20 protein-coding genes are annotated in these 19,213 nt (G+C 32.2%); 17 read left to right on the top strand and 3 right to left on the bottom strand.

Annotated elements, in window-relative coordinates; genetic code table 11:
* Nucleotides 1-157 precede the first annotated feature (157 nt).
* The 4 genes from H1220_03945 to H1220_03930 all read left to right on the top strand — a co-directional run bounded on the left by H1220_03945 (nt 158) and on the right by H1220_03930 (nt 4,934).
* The gene (locus tag H1220_03945) at nt 158-1,264 is read left to right on the top strand and encodes a BMP family ABC transporter substrate-binding protein (protein QMI86505.1); all 1,107 of its coding nucleotides are present in this window, start codon (nt 158-160) and stop codon (nt 1,262-1,264) included.
* An 89-nt stretch (nt 1,265-1,353) separates the two neighbouring features.
* Entirely contained in the window at nt 1,354-2,910 is a 1,557-nt protein-coding gene (locus tag H1220_03940; GenBank protein QMI86504.1) for an ABC transporter ATP-binding protein, read from the top strand.
* A complete protein-coding gene (locus H1220_03935) occupies nt 2,903-3,970 on the top strand; it encodes an ABC transporter permease (protein ID QMI86503.1) in 1,068 nt (355 codons plus the stop codon). Before H1220_03940 ends, H1220_03935 begins: the two co-directional genes overlap by 8 nt.
* 4 nt (nt 3,971-3,974) lie before the next feature.
* The gene (locus tag H1220_03930) at nt 3,975-4,934 is read left to right on the top strand and encodes an ABC transporter permease (protein ID QMI86502.1); all 960 of its coding nucleotides are present in this window, start codon (nt 3,975-3,977) and stop codon (nt 4,932-4,934) included.
* A gap of 51 nt (nt 4,935-4,985) precedes the next feature.
* Here the strand turns inward: H1220_03930 and H1220_03925 are convergent, their stop codons facing one another.
* A complete protein-coding gene (locus H1220_03925; protein QMI86648.1) occupies nt 4,986-5,240 on the bottom strand; it encodes a helix-turn-helix transcriptional regulator in 255 nt (84 codons plus the stop codon).
* 201 nt (nt 5,241-5,441) lie between these two features.
* On the opposite strand from H1220_03925, the gene H1220_03920 reads away from it, so the two are divergent.
* Nucleotides 5,442-5,849, top strand: a complete 408-nt coding sequence (locus tag H1220_03920) for a helix-turn-helix transcriptional regulator (GenBank protein ID QMI86501.1) — start codon at nt 5,442-5,444, stop codon at nt 5,847-5,849.
* A gap of 94 nt (nt 5,850-5,943) precedes the next feature.
* On the opposite strand, the gene H1220_03915 is transcribed toward H1220_03920, so the two are convergent.
* Nucleotides 5,944-7,257, bottom strand: a complete 1,314-nt coding sequence (locus H1220_03915; GenBank protein QMI86500.1) for an N-acetylmuramoyl-L-alanine amidase — start codon at nt 7,255-7,257, stop codon at nt 5,944-5,946.
* A gap of 183 nt (nt 7,258-7,440) precedes the next feature.
* Here H1220_03915 and H1220_03910 point away from each other — a divergent pair, with 183 nt between their 5' ends.
* The 12 genes from H1220_03910 (at nt 7,441) to H1220_03855 (ending at nt 17,459) form a co-directional block, all read left to right on the top strand.
* Nucleotides 7,441-8,391, top strand: coding sequence for a DUF4115 domain-containing protein (locus tag H1220_03910; protein ID QMI86499.1), 951 nt, complete (start codon nt 7,441-7,443; stop codon nt 8,389-8,391).
* A gap of 10 nt (nt 8,392-8,401) precedes the next feature.
* Nucleotides 8,402-8,920, top strand: coding sequence for a CDP-diacylglycerol--glycerol-3-phosphate 3-phosphatidyltransferase (pgsA, locus tag H1220_03905; GenBank protein QMI86498.1), 519 nt, complete (start codon nt 8,402-8,404; stop codon nt 8,918-8,920).
* 29 nt (nt 8,921-8,949) lie between these two features.
* Nucleotides 8,950-10,203 carry a competence/damage-inducible protein A gene (locus H1220_03900; protein ID QMI86497.1) on the top strand — a complete coding sequence of 418 codons (1,254 nt, stop codon included), beginning with the start codon at nt 8,950-8,952 and terminating at the stop codon, nt 10,201-10,203.
* The gene (gene recA / locus H1220_03895) at nt 10,193-11,302 is read left to right on the top strand and encodes a recombinase RecA (GenBank protein ID QMI86496.1); all 1,110 of its coding nucleotides are present in this window, start codon (nt 10,193-10,195) and stop codon (nt 11,300-11,302) included. The genes H1220_03900 and recA overlap by 11 nt, the downstream gene beginning before the upstream one ends.
* Before the next feature lie 151 nt (nt 11,303-11,453).
* Complete coding sequence (locus tag H1220_03890) at nt 11,454-11,990, top strand: hypothetical protein (protein QMI86495.1); 537 nt, start codon at nt 11,454-11,456, stop codon at nt 11,988-11,990.
* Nucleotides 11,990-12,949, top strand: a complete 960-nt coding sequence (locus tag H1220_03885) for a hypothetical protein (protein ID QMI86494.1) — start codon at nt 11,990-11,992, stop codon at nt 12,947-12,949. Before H1220_03890 ends, H1220_03885 begins: the two co-directional genes overlap by 1 nt.
* Before the next feature lie 93 nt (nt 12,950-13,042).
* Entirely contained in the window at nt 13,043-14,176 is a 1,134-nt protein-coding gene (gene mnmA / locus H1220_03880) for a tRNA 2-thiouridine(34) synthase MnmA (GenBank protein QMI86493.1), read from the top strand.
* 524 nt (nt 14,177-14,700) lie between these two features.
* Entirely contained in the window at nt 14,701-15,042 is a 342-nt protein-coding gene (locus H1220_03875; protein ID QMI86492.1) for a hypothetical protein, read from the top strand.
* A gap of 79 nt (nt 15,043-15,121) precedes the next feature.
* Nucleotides 15,122-15,622: a YutD family protein gene (locus tag H1220_03870; GenBank protein QMI86491.1), complete on the top strand. Its 501-nt coding sequence runs from the start codon at nt 15,122-15,124 to the stop codon at nt 15,620-15,622.
* On the top strand, nt 15,619-16,386 hold the full coding sequence (locus tag H1220_03865; GenBank protein QMI86490.1) for a TIGR01457 family HAD-type hydrolase: 768 nt from the start codon (nt 15,619-15,621) through the stop codon (nt 16,384-16,386). The genes H1220_03870 and H1220_03865 overlap by 4 nt, the downstream gene beginning before the upstream one ends.
* A 24-nt stretch (nt 16,387-16,410) precedes the next feature.
* Nucleotides 16,411-17,175 carry a class I SAM-dependent methyltransferase gene (locus H1220_03860; GenBank protein QMI86647.1) on the top strand — a complete coding sequence of 255 codons (765 nt, stop codon included), beginning with the start codon at nt 16,411-16,413 and terminating at the stop codon, nt 17,173-17,175.
* A 5-nt stretch (nt 17,176-17,180) separates the two neighbouring features.
* Complete coding sequence (locus H1220_03855) at nt 17,181-17,459, top strand: DUF1637 domain-containing protein (protein ID QMI86646.1); 279 nt, start codon at nt 17,181-17,183, stop codon at nt 17,457-17,459.
* A 262-nt stretch (nt 17,460-17,721) separates the two neighbouring features.
* Here H1220_03855 and H1220_03850 read toward each other — a convergent pair whose 3' ends face one another.
* Nucleotides 17,722-19,026 (bottom strand): ISL3 family transposase, encoded by a 1,305-nt coding sequence (locus H1220_03850; GenBank protein QMI86489.1) that lies wholly within the window; start codon nt 19,024-19,026, stop codon nt 17,722-17,724.
* Nucleotides 19,027-19,213 lie beyond the last annotated feature (187 nt).

Raw genomic sequence — 19,213 nt, 5'->3', positions numbered from 1 at the left:
TGAAAAAATAACTTTATTTTTCATGTTTTTTTCATTTTAAAATACAATTTATTGTCTGAAACCGTAAAAAAAGAATAAAATTTGTTTTATTTTTCGTGTTTATATGTTAAAATAGAATTGTTCTTATGGAACATCATATCGAGGAGGGTATTTATATATGTCAAAAAGAAAAGTTTTAGGATTAGTTACAATGAGTGCAGCTGCGGTCTTATTATTAGCAGCATGTGGTAATAAATCTGCTTCTAATTCAATGGAGAAAACAACTGCTGGTGAAAAAGCAGCGAAAAAATTCTCAATTGTTATGGTAACTGACTCTGGTGGTGTTGACGATAAATCATTTAACCAAAGTGCTTGGACAGCAATGCAAGCATGGGGTAAAGAACATGGTCGTGAAAAAGGTGCAGAAGGTTATAACTACATTCAATCTTCTGGTGAAAAAGACTATGCAACAAACTTTAAAAAAGCTGTATCAGCAAAATATGATTTAATTTTTGCGGTAGGTTTCACTTTACAAGAAGCAGCAAATAAAGCAACAGAAGAAAACAAAGATAATCATTTTGTTACAGTTGATAGTGTAATTAAAGATCAATATACAAATGGTGCATCTATCTTATTTGCTGAAAATGAATCTGCATACTTAGCAGGTATTGCTGCAGCTAAAACAACAAAAACAAATCACATTGGATATATCGGTGGTGTGAAAACAGAAACTTTAATTCGTTTTGAAGCTGGATTTGTTGCTGGTGCAAAATCTGTTAACAAAGATATTACAGTTGATAGACAATACGTTGGTTCATTCCAAGATGCAGGAACTGGTAAAACAATCGCTAACACAATGTTTGCTAATGGTGCAGACGTTATCTACGGAGCTGCTGGAGCATCAGGTTTAGGTGTGTTTACTGCTGCAACTGATTTAATGCAAGCTGACGATTCTAAACAATTATGGGTTATCGGTGTTGACTTAGACCAACATGAACAAGGTAAATACAAAACAAAATCAGGCGAAGAAAAATCTGTTACTTTAACATCAACATTGAAAAAAGTTGGTGAAGCTGTTGTGAAATTTGCAGAAGCAACAGAAAAAGACGGATTCAAGAGTGGTTTAACACGCTATACTTTAGCTGACGGTGGTGTAGATTTAACAGACGGTCAATTAAGTGCTGATGTTAAAGATGCAGTGAAAAAAGCTAAACAAGATATCATTGATGGCAAAGTAAAAGCACCTGCTACTGAAGCAGAATTAGATGAATTTTTAAAAAAATAATCTTATATAAATAATAGTAACACCCACTCAATATTGTGTGTTGAGTGGGTCTTTTTATAAAAGGTGAAAAGTTGAAAGGAATGACATAAATGTCCGAATCAAACTATGTTATTGAGATGCGAAACATAACAAAGAAGTTTGGTGATTTCACAGCCAATAAAAATATTAACTTAAAAGTTAAAAAAGGTGAAATCCATGCTTTATTAGGTGAAAATGGTGCGGGTAAATCGACACTTATGAATATGTTATGTGGATTATTACAACCAACAAGCGGAGAAATCCTCATCAATGGTGAAACTGTTAAAATTACCTCTCCAACAAAAGCAACAAAATTAAAAATCGGTATGGTGCATCAGCATTTCATGTTGGTAAAAAAATTCACAGTAACAGAAAATATTATTTTAGGAACTGAGCCAACACAAGCCGGTGTTGTGAATATAAAAAAAGCACGTGAAGAAATTTTGGCATTATCAAAACAATATAATTTAGATATCAATCCAGACGCTCTTGTAAGAGATATTACAGTAGGTATGGAACAACGTGTTGAAATTTTAAAAACATTGTACCGTGGTGCAGATATTTTGATTTTTGATGAGCCGACCGCTGTTTTAACACCTCAAGAGATTGATGAACTGATTAAAATTATTAAAGGTCTAGCAGCAGAGGGAAAATCTGTTGTTATCATTACGCATAAATTAGATGAAATTCGTGCCGTGGCAGATAAATGTACTGTTATTCGTCGTGGAGAACATATTGATACTGTTGATGTGGATAAAGTGTCTTCTCAAGAATTGGCAGATATGATGGTAGGGCGTGCTGTTTCCTTTAAAACAGATAAAGCACCTGCTAACCCACAACACCCTGTTTTAGAAATTAAAAATTTACATGTTAATGAATCTCGTGGCTTACCAATCGTGAAAGGTGTTGACTTAACAATTCACGCTGGAGAAGTTGTCGGTATTGCAGGTGTTGACGGTAATGGACAAACAGAACTTATTCAAGCTATTGCTGGATTAACAAAATCAACACAAGGAACCGTAACGTTGAATGGTAAAGATATTACAAATCGCACACCAAGACAAATTACGGAAACTGGTTTAGGTCATATTCCAGAAGATAGACATAAACACGGATTAGTATTGGATATGACGGTAGAAGAAAATATTATTCTTCAAACTTATTATCAAAAACCATTCAGTAAACGTGGTTTTTTAAACGATAAAATTATTTCAACGTATGCTATGCATTTAATCAATGAGTTTGACGTACGTACACCTAGTGAAAAAGTGAATGCATCTGCTTTATCTGGAGGAAATCAACAAAAAGCAATTATTGCACGTGAAATTGATAGAAACCCGGACTTATTGATTGCAGCACAACCAACTCGTGGATTAGACGTTGGTGCAATCGAATTTATTCATAAACGTTTGATTAGTCAACGTACACATGGCAAAGCAGTGTTGTTAATGAGTTTTGAATTAGATGAAATTATGAACGTTGCAGATAGAATTGCTGTTATGTATGACGGTAGAATTGTAGCGATTGTAAAACCAGAAGAAACCACTGTAAGAGAATTAGGATTGTTGATTGCAGGTTCATCTGTTGAAAAAGCAGACAAAGAAGTAGGAGGAGGTTCTCATGAATAGTCATAAAAAATTTCAAAACCTACTTGTACCATTTTTATCCGTTTTACTAGGTTTGGTATTTGGTGCAATTATTATTGCATTGATTGGAAAAGATCCTATTGAAGCTTATCAATATCTATTTGGAGGAGCATTAGGTACATCTTATGGAATAGGACAAACATTACGTTCTATGGCTCCACTTATTTTAACAGCATTAGGATTTTCTGTTGCTTATAAAGCAGGATTCTTTAATATTGGATTGTCTGGACAAGCATTAGCTGGTTGGTTGACATCTGTTTGGGTTGCCTTATCATTCCCAACATTACCTCAATATATGCTATTGCCACTATGTATTGTAACAGGTATGATTGCTGGTGCTGTATGGGCTGGTATTGCTGGTATTTTAAAAGCTTATTTCAATGCTAGTGAAGTGATAACAACTATTATGTTAAACTATGTTATTTTATACGTAAATGACTTCTTAATTCGTAATGTAATGACAAACCCAGCAGCTGATAAAACAAACACCATTCCACAAGCGGCAAGTTTACGTTGGGATGTCTTAACAGAATTAACGGATAATTCAACAGTTCATTTAGGTATCATTATTTCTGTTTTCATGGCACTTTTGGTACATATTATGTTAAAACGTACAACATTAGGATTAGAATTACGTGCTGTTGGATTAAACCCATTTGCTGCTGAATATGCAGGTATGAACGCAAAGAAAAATATTATTCGTGCGATGTTTATTAGTGGATGTCTTGCAGGTCTTGCAGGTGTTATGGAGGGCTTAGGGCAATTTGAAAACATCTTCTTACAAAATGGTGTTTCTCCTGCGATTGGATTTACAGGTATGTCCGTTTCCTTATTGGCATTAGGAAATCCACTAGGTATTATTTTATCAGCAGCATTATTCGGTATTTTTGAATCAGGAAGTTCAGAAATGTCTTTAATGACAAATGTACCTGCTGAATTAGTAACTGTTATTACAGCTATTATTATTTTCTTCGTCGGTGCAAACTATATTATTCGTTTTATACTTGATAAAATAAAATGGAAACAAAGCGAGGAGGCATAATAATATGACTATTACACAAATATTAACATTGATTGTTGGATCTACTTTATTGTATGCGTCACCTCTAATTTTTACAGCTTTAGGTGGAACATTCTCCGAACGTAGCGGTGTTGTAAACGTTGGATTAGAAGGAATTATGGTTGTTGGCTCTTTTGCTTCTATTGTCTTTAATTTAGAGTGTGCTGAATCATTCGGTGCAGCTACGCCGTGGATTGGACTATTAGTCGGAGGAATAGCAGGATTATTATTTGCGATTATTCATGCTATTGCTACAGTAAATTTAAGAGCCGATCACGTTATTTCTGGAACAGTCTTAAACTTAATTGCACCAGCATTATGTGTTGTGCTAACAAGACTTTTATATGAAGATAAAGGACAAACAGATATTATCACAGAATCATTTGGATTATTTTCATTCCCAATTTTAGAAGATATACCTGTTATCGGACCTATTTTCTTTAAAAACACGTATGTCGTTGCCTATATTGCTATTTTAGTAGCATGTGTTTCTTGGTTTATTTTATTTAAAACAAGATTTGGTTTACGACTAAGAGCAGTAGGGGAGTATCCACAAGCTGCAGATACATTAGGTATTCATGTATCCTCTATGAAATACTATGCTGTTTTACTTTCTGGTTTTTTAGGAGGTATTGGCGGTGCTGTTGTATCACAATCTATCACAAGAAACTTTTCAGCAGCAACTATTGCTGGACAAGGATTTATGGCAATGGCAGCCATGATTTTCGGTAAGTGGAATCCAATTGGTGCTATGTTCTCATCACTATTCTTTGGCTTAGCACAAAGTTTAAGTATTGTAGGAACAGCTATTCCGGTCATTTCAGATATTCCGTCTATTTATTTGAAAATCACACCATACATTGTTACTATCATTGTATTAGTGTTATTCATTGGTAAATCTGAAGCACCTGCCGCAATCGGAAAAAATTATATTAAATCGAAATAATAAAAAGAGAGTTAGACAATTTGTCTGACTCCTTTTTGTTTTATCATAAGATTAAAATTCATTTTCTTGTATCATTGTTTGTATATGTTTTTGTTTCTTTTTATGAAATTCTGTAATATCGCCAAAAAATAAGTTTTTTTCAGGAATTTGATATAACTCTTGCATCTTCAAGCTAATTGATCTTGGTATATGGGAAGAATTACGTTCATATCGAGATAATGTATCTTTGTTAATAGACAAAATTTTTGACGCTTCAATTAGTGTTAAATTGGCATTAGCACGTGCTGCTTTTAAAGATAAAACAATCATGATAATATCCCTCCTTTTATATATATTCTATATTATCCGAATAAATTCGGATAGTCAAATAGAAAAGTGCTTTATATACTATAAAATCTATTTTCTCTATATATAAATTCTTTTTATTTAATGTTTTATTATAGTATAATAGACTTAAATATTTTGTTTTAAATAAAAAATATAGATTTTGTGAATAGAGGATATAAGTTGAAAGAAATATTAAAAAAAGCGATGAGTCAATCTTTAAAAGACGCTCTTTTAGAAAAACAAAAGACACAAACAGCTATTTCAAAAGAAACAGGTATTGCAACAAGTACATTAAATGATTACATCAATGGACGCACATACATTTCTGAAAAAAATCAAGAAAAAATAGCACGAGCTCTTGATATGAGTGTTGATACACTATTTCCAAAACAAAAAATAGTTTCTTATTTAAATTCACCTATTGAACAAAGTGAAGTGCATGAAGCAAATACAATATATGGCACTTTAACGACTGAAGAACTTCATCAGATTGCAAAACCATTTACACAAGAGCAGGTTTTAGAAATGCATATCGTTAAAAATGATGTAGGAAACTATGACGTATCAATTATACAAATGAATAAGTAATAATTTATATTGATGGTGAATGGCTAATGCTATTCACTTTTTTTTATTTGGAATAAACTAACCAAAATAAAATACTTGGGTTGCCCCAAGCATTTTATTGGTTATCAAAATAGACTTTTAAAGCATTAACAACGTCTGTTGCCACTTTTTGTCTGTAATCTTCTGTATTAAAAATTTTCACGTCATTATCATTATTCATATAGCCTAATTCTAAAAGAAGAGAAGGCACTTTATTATCGTATAGAACTTGATAAACGCTTAATTTAACACCATTTGTTTTTAAAGGTAGATTTTCAAATTGTTCATTTACTAAGTCTGCTAAACGCATATCTTCGTAGTGGAAGTAGTGAACGGTTGTTCCGCTTGGACCTTTTACATCGGCTGAATCATAGTGTAGGCTGATGAACACATCAGCTTGTGCTGTATTGGCAATTTCAGAACGTTTTTCTAAAGTAACATCAACATCAGATGTACGTGTCATAATGACTTTAGCACCATTTTCTTCTAATAATGTTTTTAATACTTCCGCTGTTTTTAAAGCGAGAATACGTTCGTTTATATTTTCTGAAATATTTGAAACAGCACCACCGTCTGTTCCTCCATGTCCTGGATCTAACACAATTGTTGCACCATTTAATGTTTTTGATTTTGTTCCAACTCTTTGCGCTACATTTTCAAAGAATTTTGCTTTACTTGCATTGATATAACCATCTATATTACTACTAGACGTTGCTGAATAATAGCCATTTTGAGCTTCCTTATCTTTTACATATAAGAACTCACCTTTATAAATGTTTTCCAATGCTCCTGAAGGACCAGGAGAAGCGAGTAAACTTGTTGGATCTGTTGCTTTAATAATGTTTCTTGCTGGATAATTATTTGCTTTTATTTTAGAAGTGACTTGATTACTTTCTGCAGATTGTTGTGTTGTTTCTTTTAATGCAGATGATTCTACCCAAGCTAATTCATTTTGATAAAGAATTTGGCTCCAGTCATTTTTATCAAAAAATTTTAAATAAGTAGCTTGTCTATCCAGTTTTCCTATTTCTTTATCAGTGGATCTAGGATCTTTAAACACAGATACATTTTCTTTTGCCACACTCATTGTACTTCCTGAATGTGTTACATTTACTTGGTCAGCATATAAGTCTTCTTCTTGAATCCATCCTTGTGTATTATCGTAAAAGATATGTACCCAATTTTTTTCTTTTTTTAAAATGGTTACTTTACTATCTTTTTTGACTAGTTGTTGGATAACACTGTCGGTATTAGCGTTTTGTCTGACTGCAATATATTCTGCTTTTACTAATGTTGTTGTGACTAAAGATAAAAAGTAAATATTTAATATAGCAACAATAATAATTGTTGCTGTTAAAATGATAAACCTATTATTTTTACTTGTATTCATTTAGTTATTCCTTATATTTCATCTTTTGTAAGTATCTTTTTTTAATATAACATAAAATACATATAAAGAGAACAGATAACTTTCAAAATAAATAGATTTTAAGTATTTTTTAGTAAGACATATTTTTAAAACTAAATTGAAGTATGGTATAATAAAATGTAAAGACGTGAAAAGGAGAGTTTTATGACATCTTTAGGTAATATTTTAAAAGAAAAAAGAGAAAAATTAGGCTATACTCTAAATGACATTCATGAAAAAACGGGTATCCAATTACGCTATTTAGAAGCGATTGAAAATGATCAATTAGATATTATTCCAGGAGATTATTATAAGAAAAATTTCGTTGTGCAATATGCCTCTGTTGTAAAAATGGACGGAGAAAAATTGCTTGAAGAAAACAAACGACAAGCTGAACTAGCAGAAAAAGAACGTTTGAAAAAAGAACAAGCTATGAAAATGAATAAACCGAAAAAAGTAGCACCGGTTTCTTCTAAACCAGCAATGGCGGCTACAACACCAGAACAAAAGAAAAATAGAAAACCTGTTATTATATTTTGTGCCATTGCTTTAGCCATTGTTGCTTCGTTAATTTATTTTTCACCGAAACTATTCCAGCAATCAGTAGAAACAACGACTACAACAACGACAACTGCTGCATCTATTACGACAACAAGTACAGCTAGTACAACAAGTACAACAAGTACAACAACTACGACGACCACTGAAAGCACAACAACGACAACAGAAACGACACAGTCTAGTACAGCTAATAATAATGGTGTATCACAAAATACTGTAGCACCTGGTGGTAGTAATTTGGTTGTTCAATCGTCAACAGCAAATCAAATCGTGTATGGTCTAGGTGATGCATTTAAAAATTATAAAGGTGACTATAACTTAACGATAAAAGTGACTGAACCAACATGGGTGCGTGTGTCTGTTCACGGGAAAGTTATTTTAGAAAGAACGATTACAGATAAAGTGCCAACAACTATTCGTGCTTTAAATAATGCGAATGATGTTACCATTACATTTGGTATTTCTCAAGCAGCAACATTAACACTAAATGGACAAAATGTGGCTGTTCCAACGACATCGAGGGTTGAAACGGTTAAAATCAATTTAGCAAAATAGGTGATAAAAAATGAATATTGCAAACAAATTAACACTAGCAAGAATGATTGCCATTCCATTTTTTATTGTGTCTATGTATGTATTTCAAACTTTTGAAATAGCAGCGCTGATTTTTGTATTGGCAAGTATAACAGATTGGTTAGATGGTTATTTAGCTAGAAAATATCATCTCATTACAAATTTTGGAAAATTTGCTGATCCTTTAGCAGATAAAATACTTGTCTTAACAGCATTTATTTTGTTAGTTGAAAAGCACTATATACCTGCTTGGATTGTGTGTATTATCGTTTGTCGTGAATTAGCCATTACTGGATTACGTTTATTACTTGTCGAACAAGGGAAGGTTATGGCTGCGGACTGGTCGGGAAAAATAAAAACAGCTACACAAATGTTTGCGATTATTTTTTTACTAATGAATAATTTTCATGTTGGAAACATATTTTTATATATTTGTTTATTCTTTACCATTTATTCAGGTATAGAGTATTTTTATAAAAATCGTTCTGTTTTTGAAAATTTATCATCATAATGCATATACTATAAATAGAGGGTTTATTTATGAAAGCAGAAATTATTACAGTCGGAACAGAATTACTCTTAGGTGAAACATTAGATACAAATACGCATTATATTGCCAATGTTTTAAAAGAATTGAGTATTCCAACTTATTTTCATACAAGTGTTGGTGATAATATAGAGAGAATACGTCGTTTATTAAATATTGCTTCCAAAAGAAGTGATTTAGTGATTTTATCAGGAGGACTTGGCCCTACAAAAGATGACTTAACAAAAGACGCATTAGCTGAACATTTACAAGAAACATTATTATTAGATGATGAGGCTGTTGATAAAATCAAACATCATTTTCATAAAATTGAAAAAGAAATGCCAGAAAATAATTTGCGACAAGCTCACTATATCAAAAATAGTCATATTTTAAAGAATCACAATGGATTGGCTATTGGTATGGTGACAACAAAAGATAATGTGATGTATGCTGTATTACCTGGTCCTCCCTCTGAAATGACAACAATGGTGGAAAAAGAACTATTGCCTTTTTTGAAAGAAAAAATAGGTGGCGTTTTTGTGTCAAAAACACTGAGATTCACAAATATCGGTGAATCTGCTTTAGCAGAAAAAATTAGTACTATTATTGATGCACAGTCTAATCCTACGATTGCGATTTACGCATATACAGGTGATGTTACCATTCGATTAACCGCAAATGGTCGAACAACACAAGAATGTGAAGAAAAAATTAAACAAACAGAAGCATTGATTTTAGAACCATTAAAACCTTATTTTTATGGATACGATCATCAAACACTGGCTGATGTTGTGATTGCTTTATTAAAAGAAAAGCACTATACACTCAGTGTTGCAGAAAGTTTAACAGGTGGTTTATGTCAAAGTAAGCTCGTTAGTGTTTCTGGTGCATCTGATGTTTTTTCAGGCGGTGTTGTCACATATCAAACAAGTGCTAAAGAAAAAATACTTTGTATTCCTTCAGAATTACTGTTAAAATATGGAACGATAAGTCATGAGTGTGCTGTGGCTATGGCACAAAATGTAAAGGCATTATATGGTAGTGATATTGGTCTTTCTTTTACTGGGATTGCTGATGAACATGCAATAGAAGATAAAGCATCTGGAACGGTGTATATTGGTATTGCAATGCCAAATAAAGAACCTATATCATATTGCGTACATTTCAATCGTGGTAGAAATGCCAATAGAGAATTATCCGCAATATTTGGTTTAAACAAATTGAGAGAATTGCTCGAAGAAAAAGGAGAACATTATGGTTATTAGTGAAGAAAGAATGAAGGCATTGCAAGATGCTATTAAGAAAATTGAAAAAGATTTTGGTAAAGGATCTATTATGCGCTTAGGAGATAGAGCCGATACAAAAATTGATGCCATTTCATCAGGTTCTATTTTAATTGATTCTGCATTAGGCATTGGTGGTTTCCCTCGTGGACGTATCATTGAAATTTATGGTCCAGAATCATCTGGTAAAACAACAACAGCTTTACACGTTGTTGCAGAAGTACAAAAAACTGGAGGAGTAGCGGCATATATTGATGCAGAACATGCAATGGACCCTCTTTATGCTAAAAATTTGGGAATTGATATTGATGATTTATTCTTATCTCAGCCAGATAGTGGGGAAGAAGCACTTGAAATTGCTGAAGCTTTAATTAGTTCAGGTGCGATTGATGTTATTGTCATTGACTCCGTTGCTGCACTTGTACCAAAAGCAGAAATTAAAGGTGATATGGGTGATTCTCATGTTGGGTTACAAGCTCGTTTAATGTCACAAGCGTTAAGAAAATTATCAAGTGTGATTAACAAACAAAAAACAGTTGCTATTTTTATTAACCAATTACGTGAAAAAGTCGGTGTTACATATGGAAATCCAGAAGTAACACCAGGAGGACGTGCTTTAAAATTCTACTCAACGATTCGTATGGAAGTACGTAAGAGTGAAGCCATTAAAGGAAGCAAAGATTCTGAAATCATTGGTAACTCAACAAAAATTAAAATTGTAAAAAATAAAGTGGCACCACCATTCAAAACAGTTTATGTCGACATCATGTATGGTGAAGGTATTTCTAAAACAGGAGAAATTTTAGACTTAGCTGTTGAGCATGACATGATTAAGAAAAGTGGGTCATGGTATTCTTATGGTGAAGATAGAATTGGGCAAGGGCGTGAAACAGCTAAAAAATTCTTGTTAGAACACCCAGAAATCATGGCTGAAGTTGATAGAAAATTACGTATTAAAATGGGACTTATTGAACCAACAGCAGAAGAGTCTGCTTTATTAAACAAAGATATTTCTACTGAACAAGAAGAAACAGTCGATATTACAGATCCATTATTAGTGGAATTATTAGAAGAGGAATAACATAAAAGGGCTATCTCAAAAATGAAGTTGACAAATTTTATTTCAAAAATTTAGTCTTATGTATGCTGTATCAATGGCAAGCGGATACCCAAACATGTCTGCTTGCCATTTTTTTATCATATATCGGGTCAACCTCTTTATCTTTAATATTATGAAAAAACGTGTTTATTTATTACTATCATTAGGTTGTATCATACTATCGATATTATTTACATTCAAACAAGTCATACCATATCAATGGCAAACGTCATTTTATGGTTCTGTGTACACTGATGATCAGCCACTTGGAGATTATCGTTTACGAGTGCATGCTATTGAAAAATTAGATACTGTCATTAAGACAAAAAATAGCACTCTTTTTTACATAGTAACACATGAGTATGGTACGATTTTATTAGAAGCAGAAAAAGACGATAAAGATGTGAACATGATTTATAGCCAAAAAGACGCATTAGCAACATTACAACCTACTTTATGTGTTAGAGTTATGCCAAAATATACGTCTGGGTACACAGAAATAGAAAATAATCTTCCTAAGTATTTATCAAGTGATAATATGACATTATCACGCTATGTATCGGTTTATCAGTATAAAAAAGTAGCACCATGGGCGTGGATTATTTCTCTTATTTTCTTATTTTTTGCTCTTAAATATTTATATCGGTTATTGACAAGGAGAAGAACATAATGAGAAAACAGCGATTAAAAGGTACAAAAATAAAATTACTCATTAGTTTTTTTGCTATCATTTTCTCTTGTTCAGCCGTATCGGATATTTTTCAATCTAATGAACAACTGGCAAAAGACGCTTATGATAAAGGGCAAGTTTATAAACAATATACTTTACTATATGCCAATCCTGTAGCAATAAAAGTATTTGATATAGATAAAACATCTATTGAAATAAACGAAACAACATTATACCTCATTAAACATGAGTACGGCTATGTTATGCTTGCAGCAGAAAAAAACAACACTATCGTGCGTGATTTATTTCATCGAAAACAAAGTTTAAAAGAGCAACCTGCCTATGTCATGACAACTTTTGTTCCAACAGTTGAAAAAGTAGGACGTCGCTCAAAACGTTTATTTACAAATGTGACTGTTGACTTATATACCGATTTTTTAAGAGCTGTGCCAAAAGATGCAATAATTGGTTCGGAATATGTATCCTTAAAGAGATTTAACGACTCACAAGTTGTCAAACACTTGATAGGTTTTGGTGGGATAATAATTAGTATTTTTCTATGGATAACATGCACGAAACGTATTAAACAAAATTTAAAAATGTATACAATTTTTGAAGAATACTTTCCAGAAGTGACATTTGGATATGGTATTATTGCTTCAAATGCTTCATACAAAGATAAAAAATTACATCTTTATGTATATAAAGATACCCTCATTGTGAATCAGAAGAGTTTTATTTTTATCCCCTTAGAAGAGATTGCAAGTATAAACTATACAACATATATACGAAAAGTAAAGAATAGTACCGTTACTATTTTTCAATTAAGTGTTAAGAAAACAAATCGACAAACGATTTCTCTAGTAGAGAATGCACGGAATCTTAAATTACGTGTCGTGCTTTTTTATGAGTATTTAGAGAAGCACAATTCAAAAATCCGTCGAAATATGTCTATCTAAGCTTTTTGGTTTTACATCGGTTTTAATTATCTGTATACTAGATGCAGTCAAGCGACCTTCAATCGCTTAATCAAACGAAATGATGGTGATTTTATGACAAAAACAAATGCAAATACTCGAGTTGTTGTTGGCATGAGTGGAGGAGTAGACTCTTCTGTGACAGCACTTCTTTTGAAAGAACAAGGATACGATGTGATAGGTATTTTTATGAAAAACTGGGATGATACAGACGAAAATGGTGTCTGTACAGCAACGGAAGATTATAAAGATGTTGAAAAAGTTGCTCAGCAAATTGGTATCCCGTATTATTCGGTGAATTTTGAAAAAGAATATTGGGATAAAGTGTTTACGTACTTTTTAGATGAGTATAAAAAAGATAGAACACCTAATCCTGATGTGATGTGCAATAAAGAAATAAAGTTTAAAGCCTTTTTAGACTATGCTATGGATTTAGGTGCAGATTATGTCGCAATGGGGCATTATGCACGTCTATCGACAGATGAATATGGTGTAAAGCACTTATTAAGAGGCGTTGATAATAATAAAGATCAAACTTACTTTTTAAGTCAATTATCCCAAGAACAATTACAAAAAGCGATGTTTCCTATTGGGCATTTACCAAAATCAGAGGTAAGACGCATCGCACAAGAAGCTGGTTTAGCTACAGCAACAAAAAAAGATTCCACTGGGGTATGCTTTATTGGTGAACGTAATTTCAAAGAATTTCTTTCTCACTATTTACCAGCACAGCCAGGTCCTATGAAAACATTAGACGGCAATATCATTGGTGAACATGCCGGATTAATGTATTATACGATTGGACAAAGACAAGGATTAGGCATTGGTGGTGTGAAAGGTTATTCTGTTCATGAACCTTGGTTTGTCGTCGGAAAAGATTTAAAAGAAAATATTTTATATGTCGGACAAGGTTATCATCATGAGTATTTATATACGGATTATTTAACAGCGAGTGAATTACAATTCACAACAGATGAAGAAAAACCGTCTGTGTTCCACTGTACAGCTAAATTTAGATATAGACAAGCTGATGTTGGTGTGACCGTTCATTTATCAGACTCACAAAAAGAAGCAAAAATTATTTTTGATGAACCAGTTAGAGCCATTACTCCTGGACAAGCTGTTGTATTTTATGACGGCGAAGAATGTTTAGGCGGCGGCATTATTGATGCAGCATATAAAGATAATGAAAAAAGACAATATAGTTAAAAGAACAACCTTCGGGCTGTTCTTTTATAGAATTTGTAAGCGTTTTTTGTTATAATGAATAAAAAGAGGAATAGTATAGCATTTGGTCGTTATATAGTTTCTGTCATATGTCATTTTTGTTTATTTAGCTGTCAACTAGAAAAAGTATCTCTTCATGTTATATTATGGCCTAATTAAGAAGAAACATTGTTAAACATCTTTGTCGGTAAATAACCGTGCTTTCTTCTTTATCTCAGAAGATGTTACATACTATTATATTAGGAATGAATATGATTAGAAATTCATTGGTTAAATAAAAGGAGGAAATGGTATATGAAACAAAGATATTTTTTGTTATGTATAATACTATGTTTATGTGGTTGTACACAATCTGTAGGAAAAATACAGGCAAATCCTTTTTCAAAAAATGAAGAAGCATTATTATCAATTTTTTAGAAGATATTCCCATAAGAGTAAAAATTACTCCGCCAAATCAAGCACAAAAAGTGACGTATATTCTTAAAAAAATCACACACACAGGAGAAATGATTATTGAAGAAAGTGACTTTTTGATGCAAGATGAAAAAGAAAAAGAAATAAATCCTTTTGAATTGATTTTACGATATAACAATCATACATTGCAATTAATACTAGGAAGTCATAGATTTCTTAAACCATTAAAATTACCTGAATTGATGTATGGTATGGCAGGAAAAATATATGAATCAAAACTTAACAAATCTATTCAATTAAATGAATTTATTCCTTTATTTGTGTATAAAGACAGTTCTAATACCACATTGGAAAATATTGATAATTTACTAAGAAAAGATTTTATCGCAGAAGAACAAGAAATATATTATATCTTTGGCATTCAATGTGAATAAAAAGCACGACTATCGTGCTTTTTTTGTTTGTCTGTGTTAAGATAATAAACGAGATATAACTTAGTAAGTAGGTGACATATTGGAAAATGAAGAAATAAAAATACAAGATATCCCTGAAGCGAAAGTTTTTGTTAAAGAAAATCTTGTTTTTATCAATGAACATGAATATACACTAGAAGTCGATTTTAAAAATGGCTTTCAAATAGATGCTCTAGAAGATAGATACACTAAATTATTACAAAAATATCATTATATTGTAGGGGATTGGGGACATAATCAACTTCGTTTAAAAGGATTCTACAAAAATGATATGAAGAATGTAGAAGAGGATAGTAAAATTTATACACTGGAAGATTATTTACGTGAATATTGTGCTTTTGGGTGTGCCTATTTTGTACTTTCTTTAAATGGTAATCCTGTTATGCCTAAAGAAAATGCTCCACACAAGTCTAATCAACAAAAACGTAAAAAACAAAATACATCTAATCATAAAAAGCATACACATCAACAAAAACAACCACAAAAAGAAAAGACAAAAAAACATGCTTTTGTCATTCGTAAAGGAGATAAAAAAGCATGAGATACAAAGGTTATTTAATTGATTTAGATGGTACTATTTATGTAGGGAAAAAAAGATTACATGAAGCAGAATCTTTTATTAAAACCTTGCAACAAAAACAGATACCGTTTCTATTTGTGACCAATAATGCAACAAAATCTCCTGAAATGGTGCAGACATTTTTACAAAATTCATTGGATATAGAAGTGAATATCTCACAAATCTATACCAGTGGTTTAGCAGCTTTAGATTATTTGCTCGCTGAAAAATTAGGAAATAAAGGATTTGTTATTGGTGAACAAATTTTAAAGGAACAATTTTTAAATGCTGGATTTATTGAAGAAAAAGAACATCCAAATTTTGTATTGCAAGCGCTGGATACACAAGTGACATACAATGATTTAAAAATGGCGAGTTTAGCGATTCAACAGGGTGCAAAATATATTGTGACAAATATTGACAAACAATATCCAACAGAAAAAGGATTTGTTCCCGGAGCTGGTGCTATTAAAGAGTTACTTGTTGCAGCAACAAGAGTTGAACCTATTATTATTGGCAAACCATCGTCTATTATTATGAACCATGCAATCAATAGATTAGGCGTTCGTAAAGAGGATGTTATAATGGTTGGTGATAATTATCAAACGGATATTTTAGCCGGTATTGATAATGGAATAGATACATTATTGACGTTAACTGGTGTTACACAAAAATCAGATATTCCTCATTTACCAAAAGTACCAACACATATTGTGAATGACTTAAGTGAGTGGAATTATCTATAAAAATTTTTTAAAGGAAAGTTTTATATCATGACAAAACAAGCAGGACATCAATTTTTAGCTAAATTAGGTAAAAAAAGATTGCGTCCAGGAGGAAAAGAAGCAACAGATTGGTTGATTAAAAATGGGAATTTTTCTAAAGAGAAAAAAGTGCTAGAAGTTGGTTGCAATATGTGTACAACATCTATTGAACTTGTCAAAACATACCAATGTCATATTACTGGTATTGATTTAGACAAAAATGCACTTGAACAAGCAAAACAAAATATTAAAACAAATCAACTAGAAGAGTATATTACTGTTCAACAAGGTAACGCAATGCATTTACCATTTGATGACAATTCATTCGATATTGTCATCAATGAAGCAATGCTGACCATGCTGTCTAAAAATGCTAAAGTAAAAGCCATTAAAGAGTATTACCGTGTTTTGAAACCAAATGGTATTCTACTGACACATGATATTACATTCTTTAGTGATACATTAGAGAAAACTATTGATACTTTACGTGAAACGATACATGTCAATGTTCATCCAATGCACCGTGATGATTGGCTACATCTGTTTCAAGAAATAGGCTTTGAAAGCCAAGAAATACACGGTCAAATGTCTTTGATGACGCCTACGGGAATGATAAAAGACGAGGGATTTTTAAACACGATGAACATTCTTAAAAATGGATTGCTTAAATCGGAAAATCGACCAATGTTTTTAAATATGTTTAAATTTTTTAATAAGACAAAAAAAGACTTAATGTACATTGCAATTTGTAGTAGAAAGAAGGAAAAATGATGACAATAGGAAACATAGCCAATCAAGCGGGTGTATGCTTTTCATTTGATACATTCAAAACAGTCAAAAAAGTATTGGCAAAATCAGAAAAAATTGATAGACATAACCATATCGGACATCAAATTGTTTTTGTTATTGTGAAAGGATCGGTTACGGTTTTACTAGACGGACAAGAAGAACATTTGTTGACTCCGGGTACAGTACTAACCTTTAATGGCGAACATACTATTGAAGCAGAAGCAAACGAACATTCTGAAATTTTTGTTACGTTAATAAAAGAATAATATCAATCCCTTATTGGAAAGTATGCCAGTAGGGGATTTATTATACATCAAAAATAAGTATTTATATAACTAATATAGGCTCTATGTCAAATAGGGTTGATGACTCATAAAAAGTAGTGATGTCACAAATGTTACGTCACTATCTTTTTATTTTAAGTCACAAAGTGATGTACGGCTCACCGAAATGTACACGATACATTTTTCTCTTCCCCTACGTTGTGCGGGGAAGGAGCTATTCGTACATCACTTTTGACTTAAACTATTAAGCAACTAGTGAAGTAGATGGTACGGTATATGGTACATATAACTTACAGATTAATAAAATACGATTTCTAAAATGTGAAAAGTTACGATAACCATAGGCATTTCTCTTAAGTACCTTAATTTTATGATTGATTCCTTCAAGTGCACCGTTAGTCAAATGATGGTAGATAAAGGTGTTTTTAATATAGGGTAAATACCCTTTGAACGTTCTTAATACTCTACGTAAACCAGGAGAAATAGCTTCCTGTTTAGCCCATATGAGTATTTCTTCAAATCGGTCAAAATCTCTATTATGTAAAGCATCTCTTAATTGATGAACAACATCGTATGTGGCCCGTAGTTCGGGGACTTGTTCCAATAAATAATCGACTATCCCTTGTGTATGCGTCATCCAATCAAACAGTGGAAAACGGTGATAAGGATAACTACTTAGTGTATCTGTGTTACTTAAAAACAACTTCCAATAACGTTTCATTTTGTTGTATAAACGGCGATTGTTCTGATGTAAAGCTTTCATTACATGCACTCTGTGTTTTGTTAACTCACGATTTAATGCTTGTACAATATGAAAAGGGTCGATAATGATATGTGCGTTAGGAAATACTTGCTTGGATATCTGAATATAGGGGCGAAACATATCAATCGTAATTGTTTTAACAGCTTTTCTTGTCTGGGTATCGTATCTAGCAAAGTAGTCTAATAGCGTGCTGGATTTACGGTCGTGTACAACGTCAATCAGTTGATGAGTCAGTGCATCACAATAGATAAAACTCATGGCACTATCAGAAGATTTTACTGACTTAAATTCATCAAAGCATAGATGATGAGGTAATTGTGTGTTGTGATTTACTTTTAAAGTAGAGGCGACTTTATCAACAATACGTCTGACCGTATGTACAGATACATTGTGTTGTTTAGCGATGTAGGTTTCTGAAATGGTTTCTGTTAAAGTGTCCATTATCTTTTGTTTTAAACGGTTTGTGATAAAACAATGCTTATCCACAATAGGTGTTTCAGCTGTAAATGATGATTGACAGGATTTACAATAAAAACGTTGTTTAGTGAGTGATAAATAGGCGTTTAGTCCTGAAATTTGGCATAAAGACAGTTGTGATTGACGTGTCCCATTTTTTACAATGCCATTGGTTGCGTGACAATTTGGGCAACAATCTGGTGTATAGGTTAATTTACCGTATAAGACCAATGATTTTTTATGTCGAATGTCACACTCTGATATGTTTTCATGATCAAATGTGATGTTTTTATCCTTTAATTGTAGTAAGATTTCTGTTATATTAGACATAGGCAATTTCTCCTTATTATTTGGTCGTACTTTTAATTTAAGAGAAAATTGCCTTTTTGTCTACATAAAATTAGGGTTGCTGGCTTATGCCATCAACCCTAAAAATTATACAGCCCTAATATATTGAATAACTGTTAAACAAGGTAAGTGGCTATAAAAAACTATAAAATATTCAAATAAATGACAG

It is taken from the genome of Carnobacteriaceae bacterium zg-84, assembly GCA_013874835.1.
Taxonomy (GTDB): Bacteria; Bacillota; Bacilli; order Lactobacillales; family Aerococcaceae; genus WM01.
The sequence above is the reverse complement of the archived record's forward strand: the minus strand, read 5'-3'. Positions and strand labels throughout refer to the sequence as shown.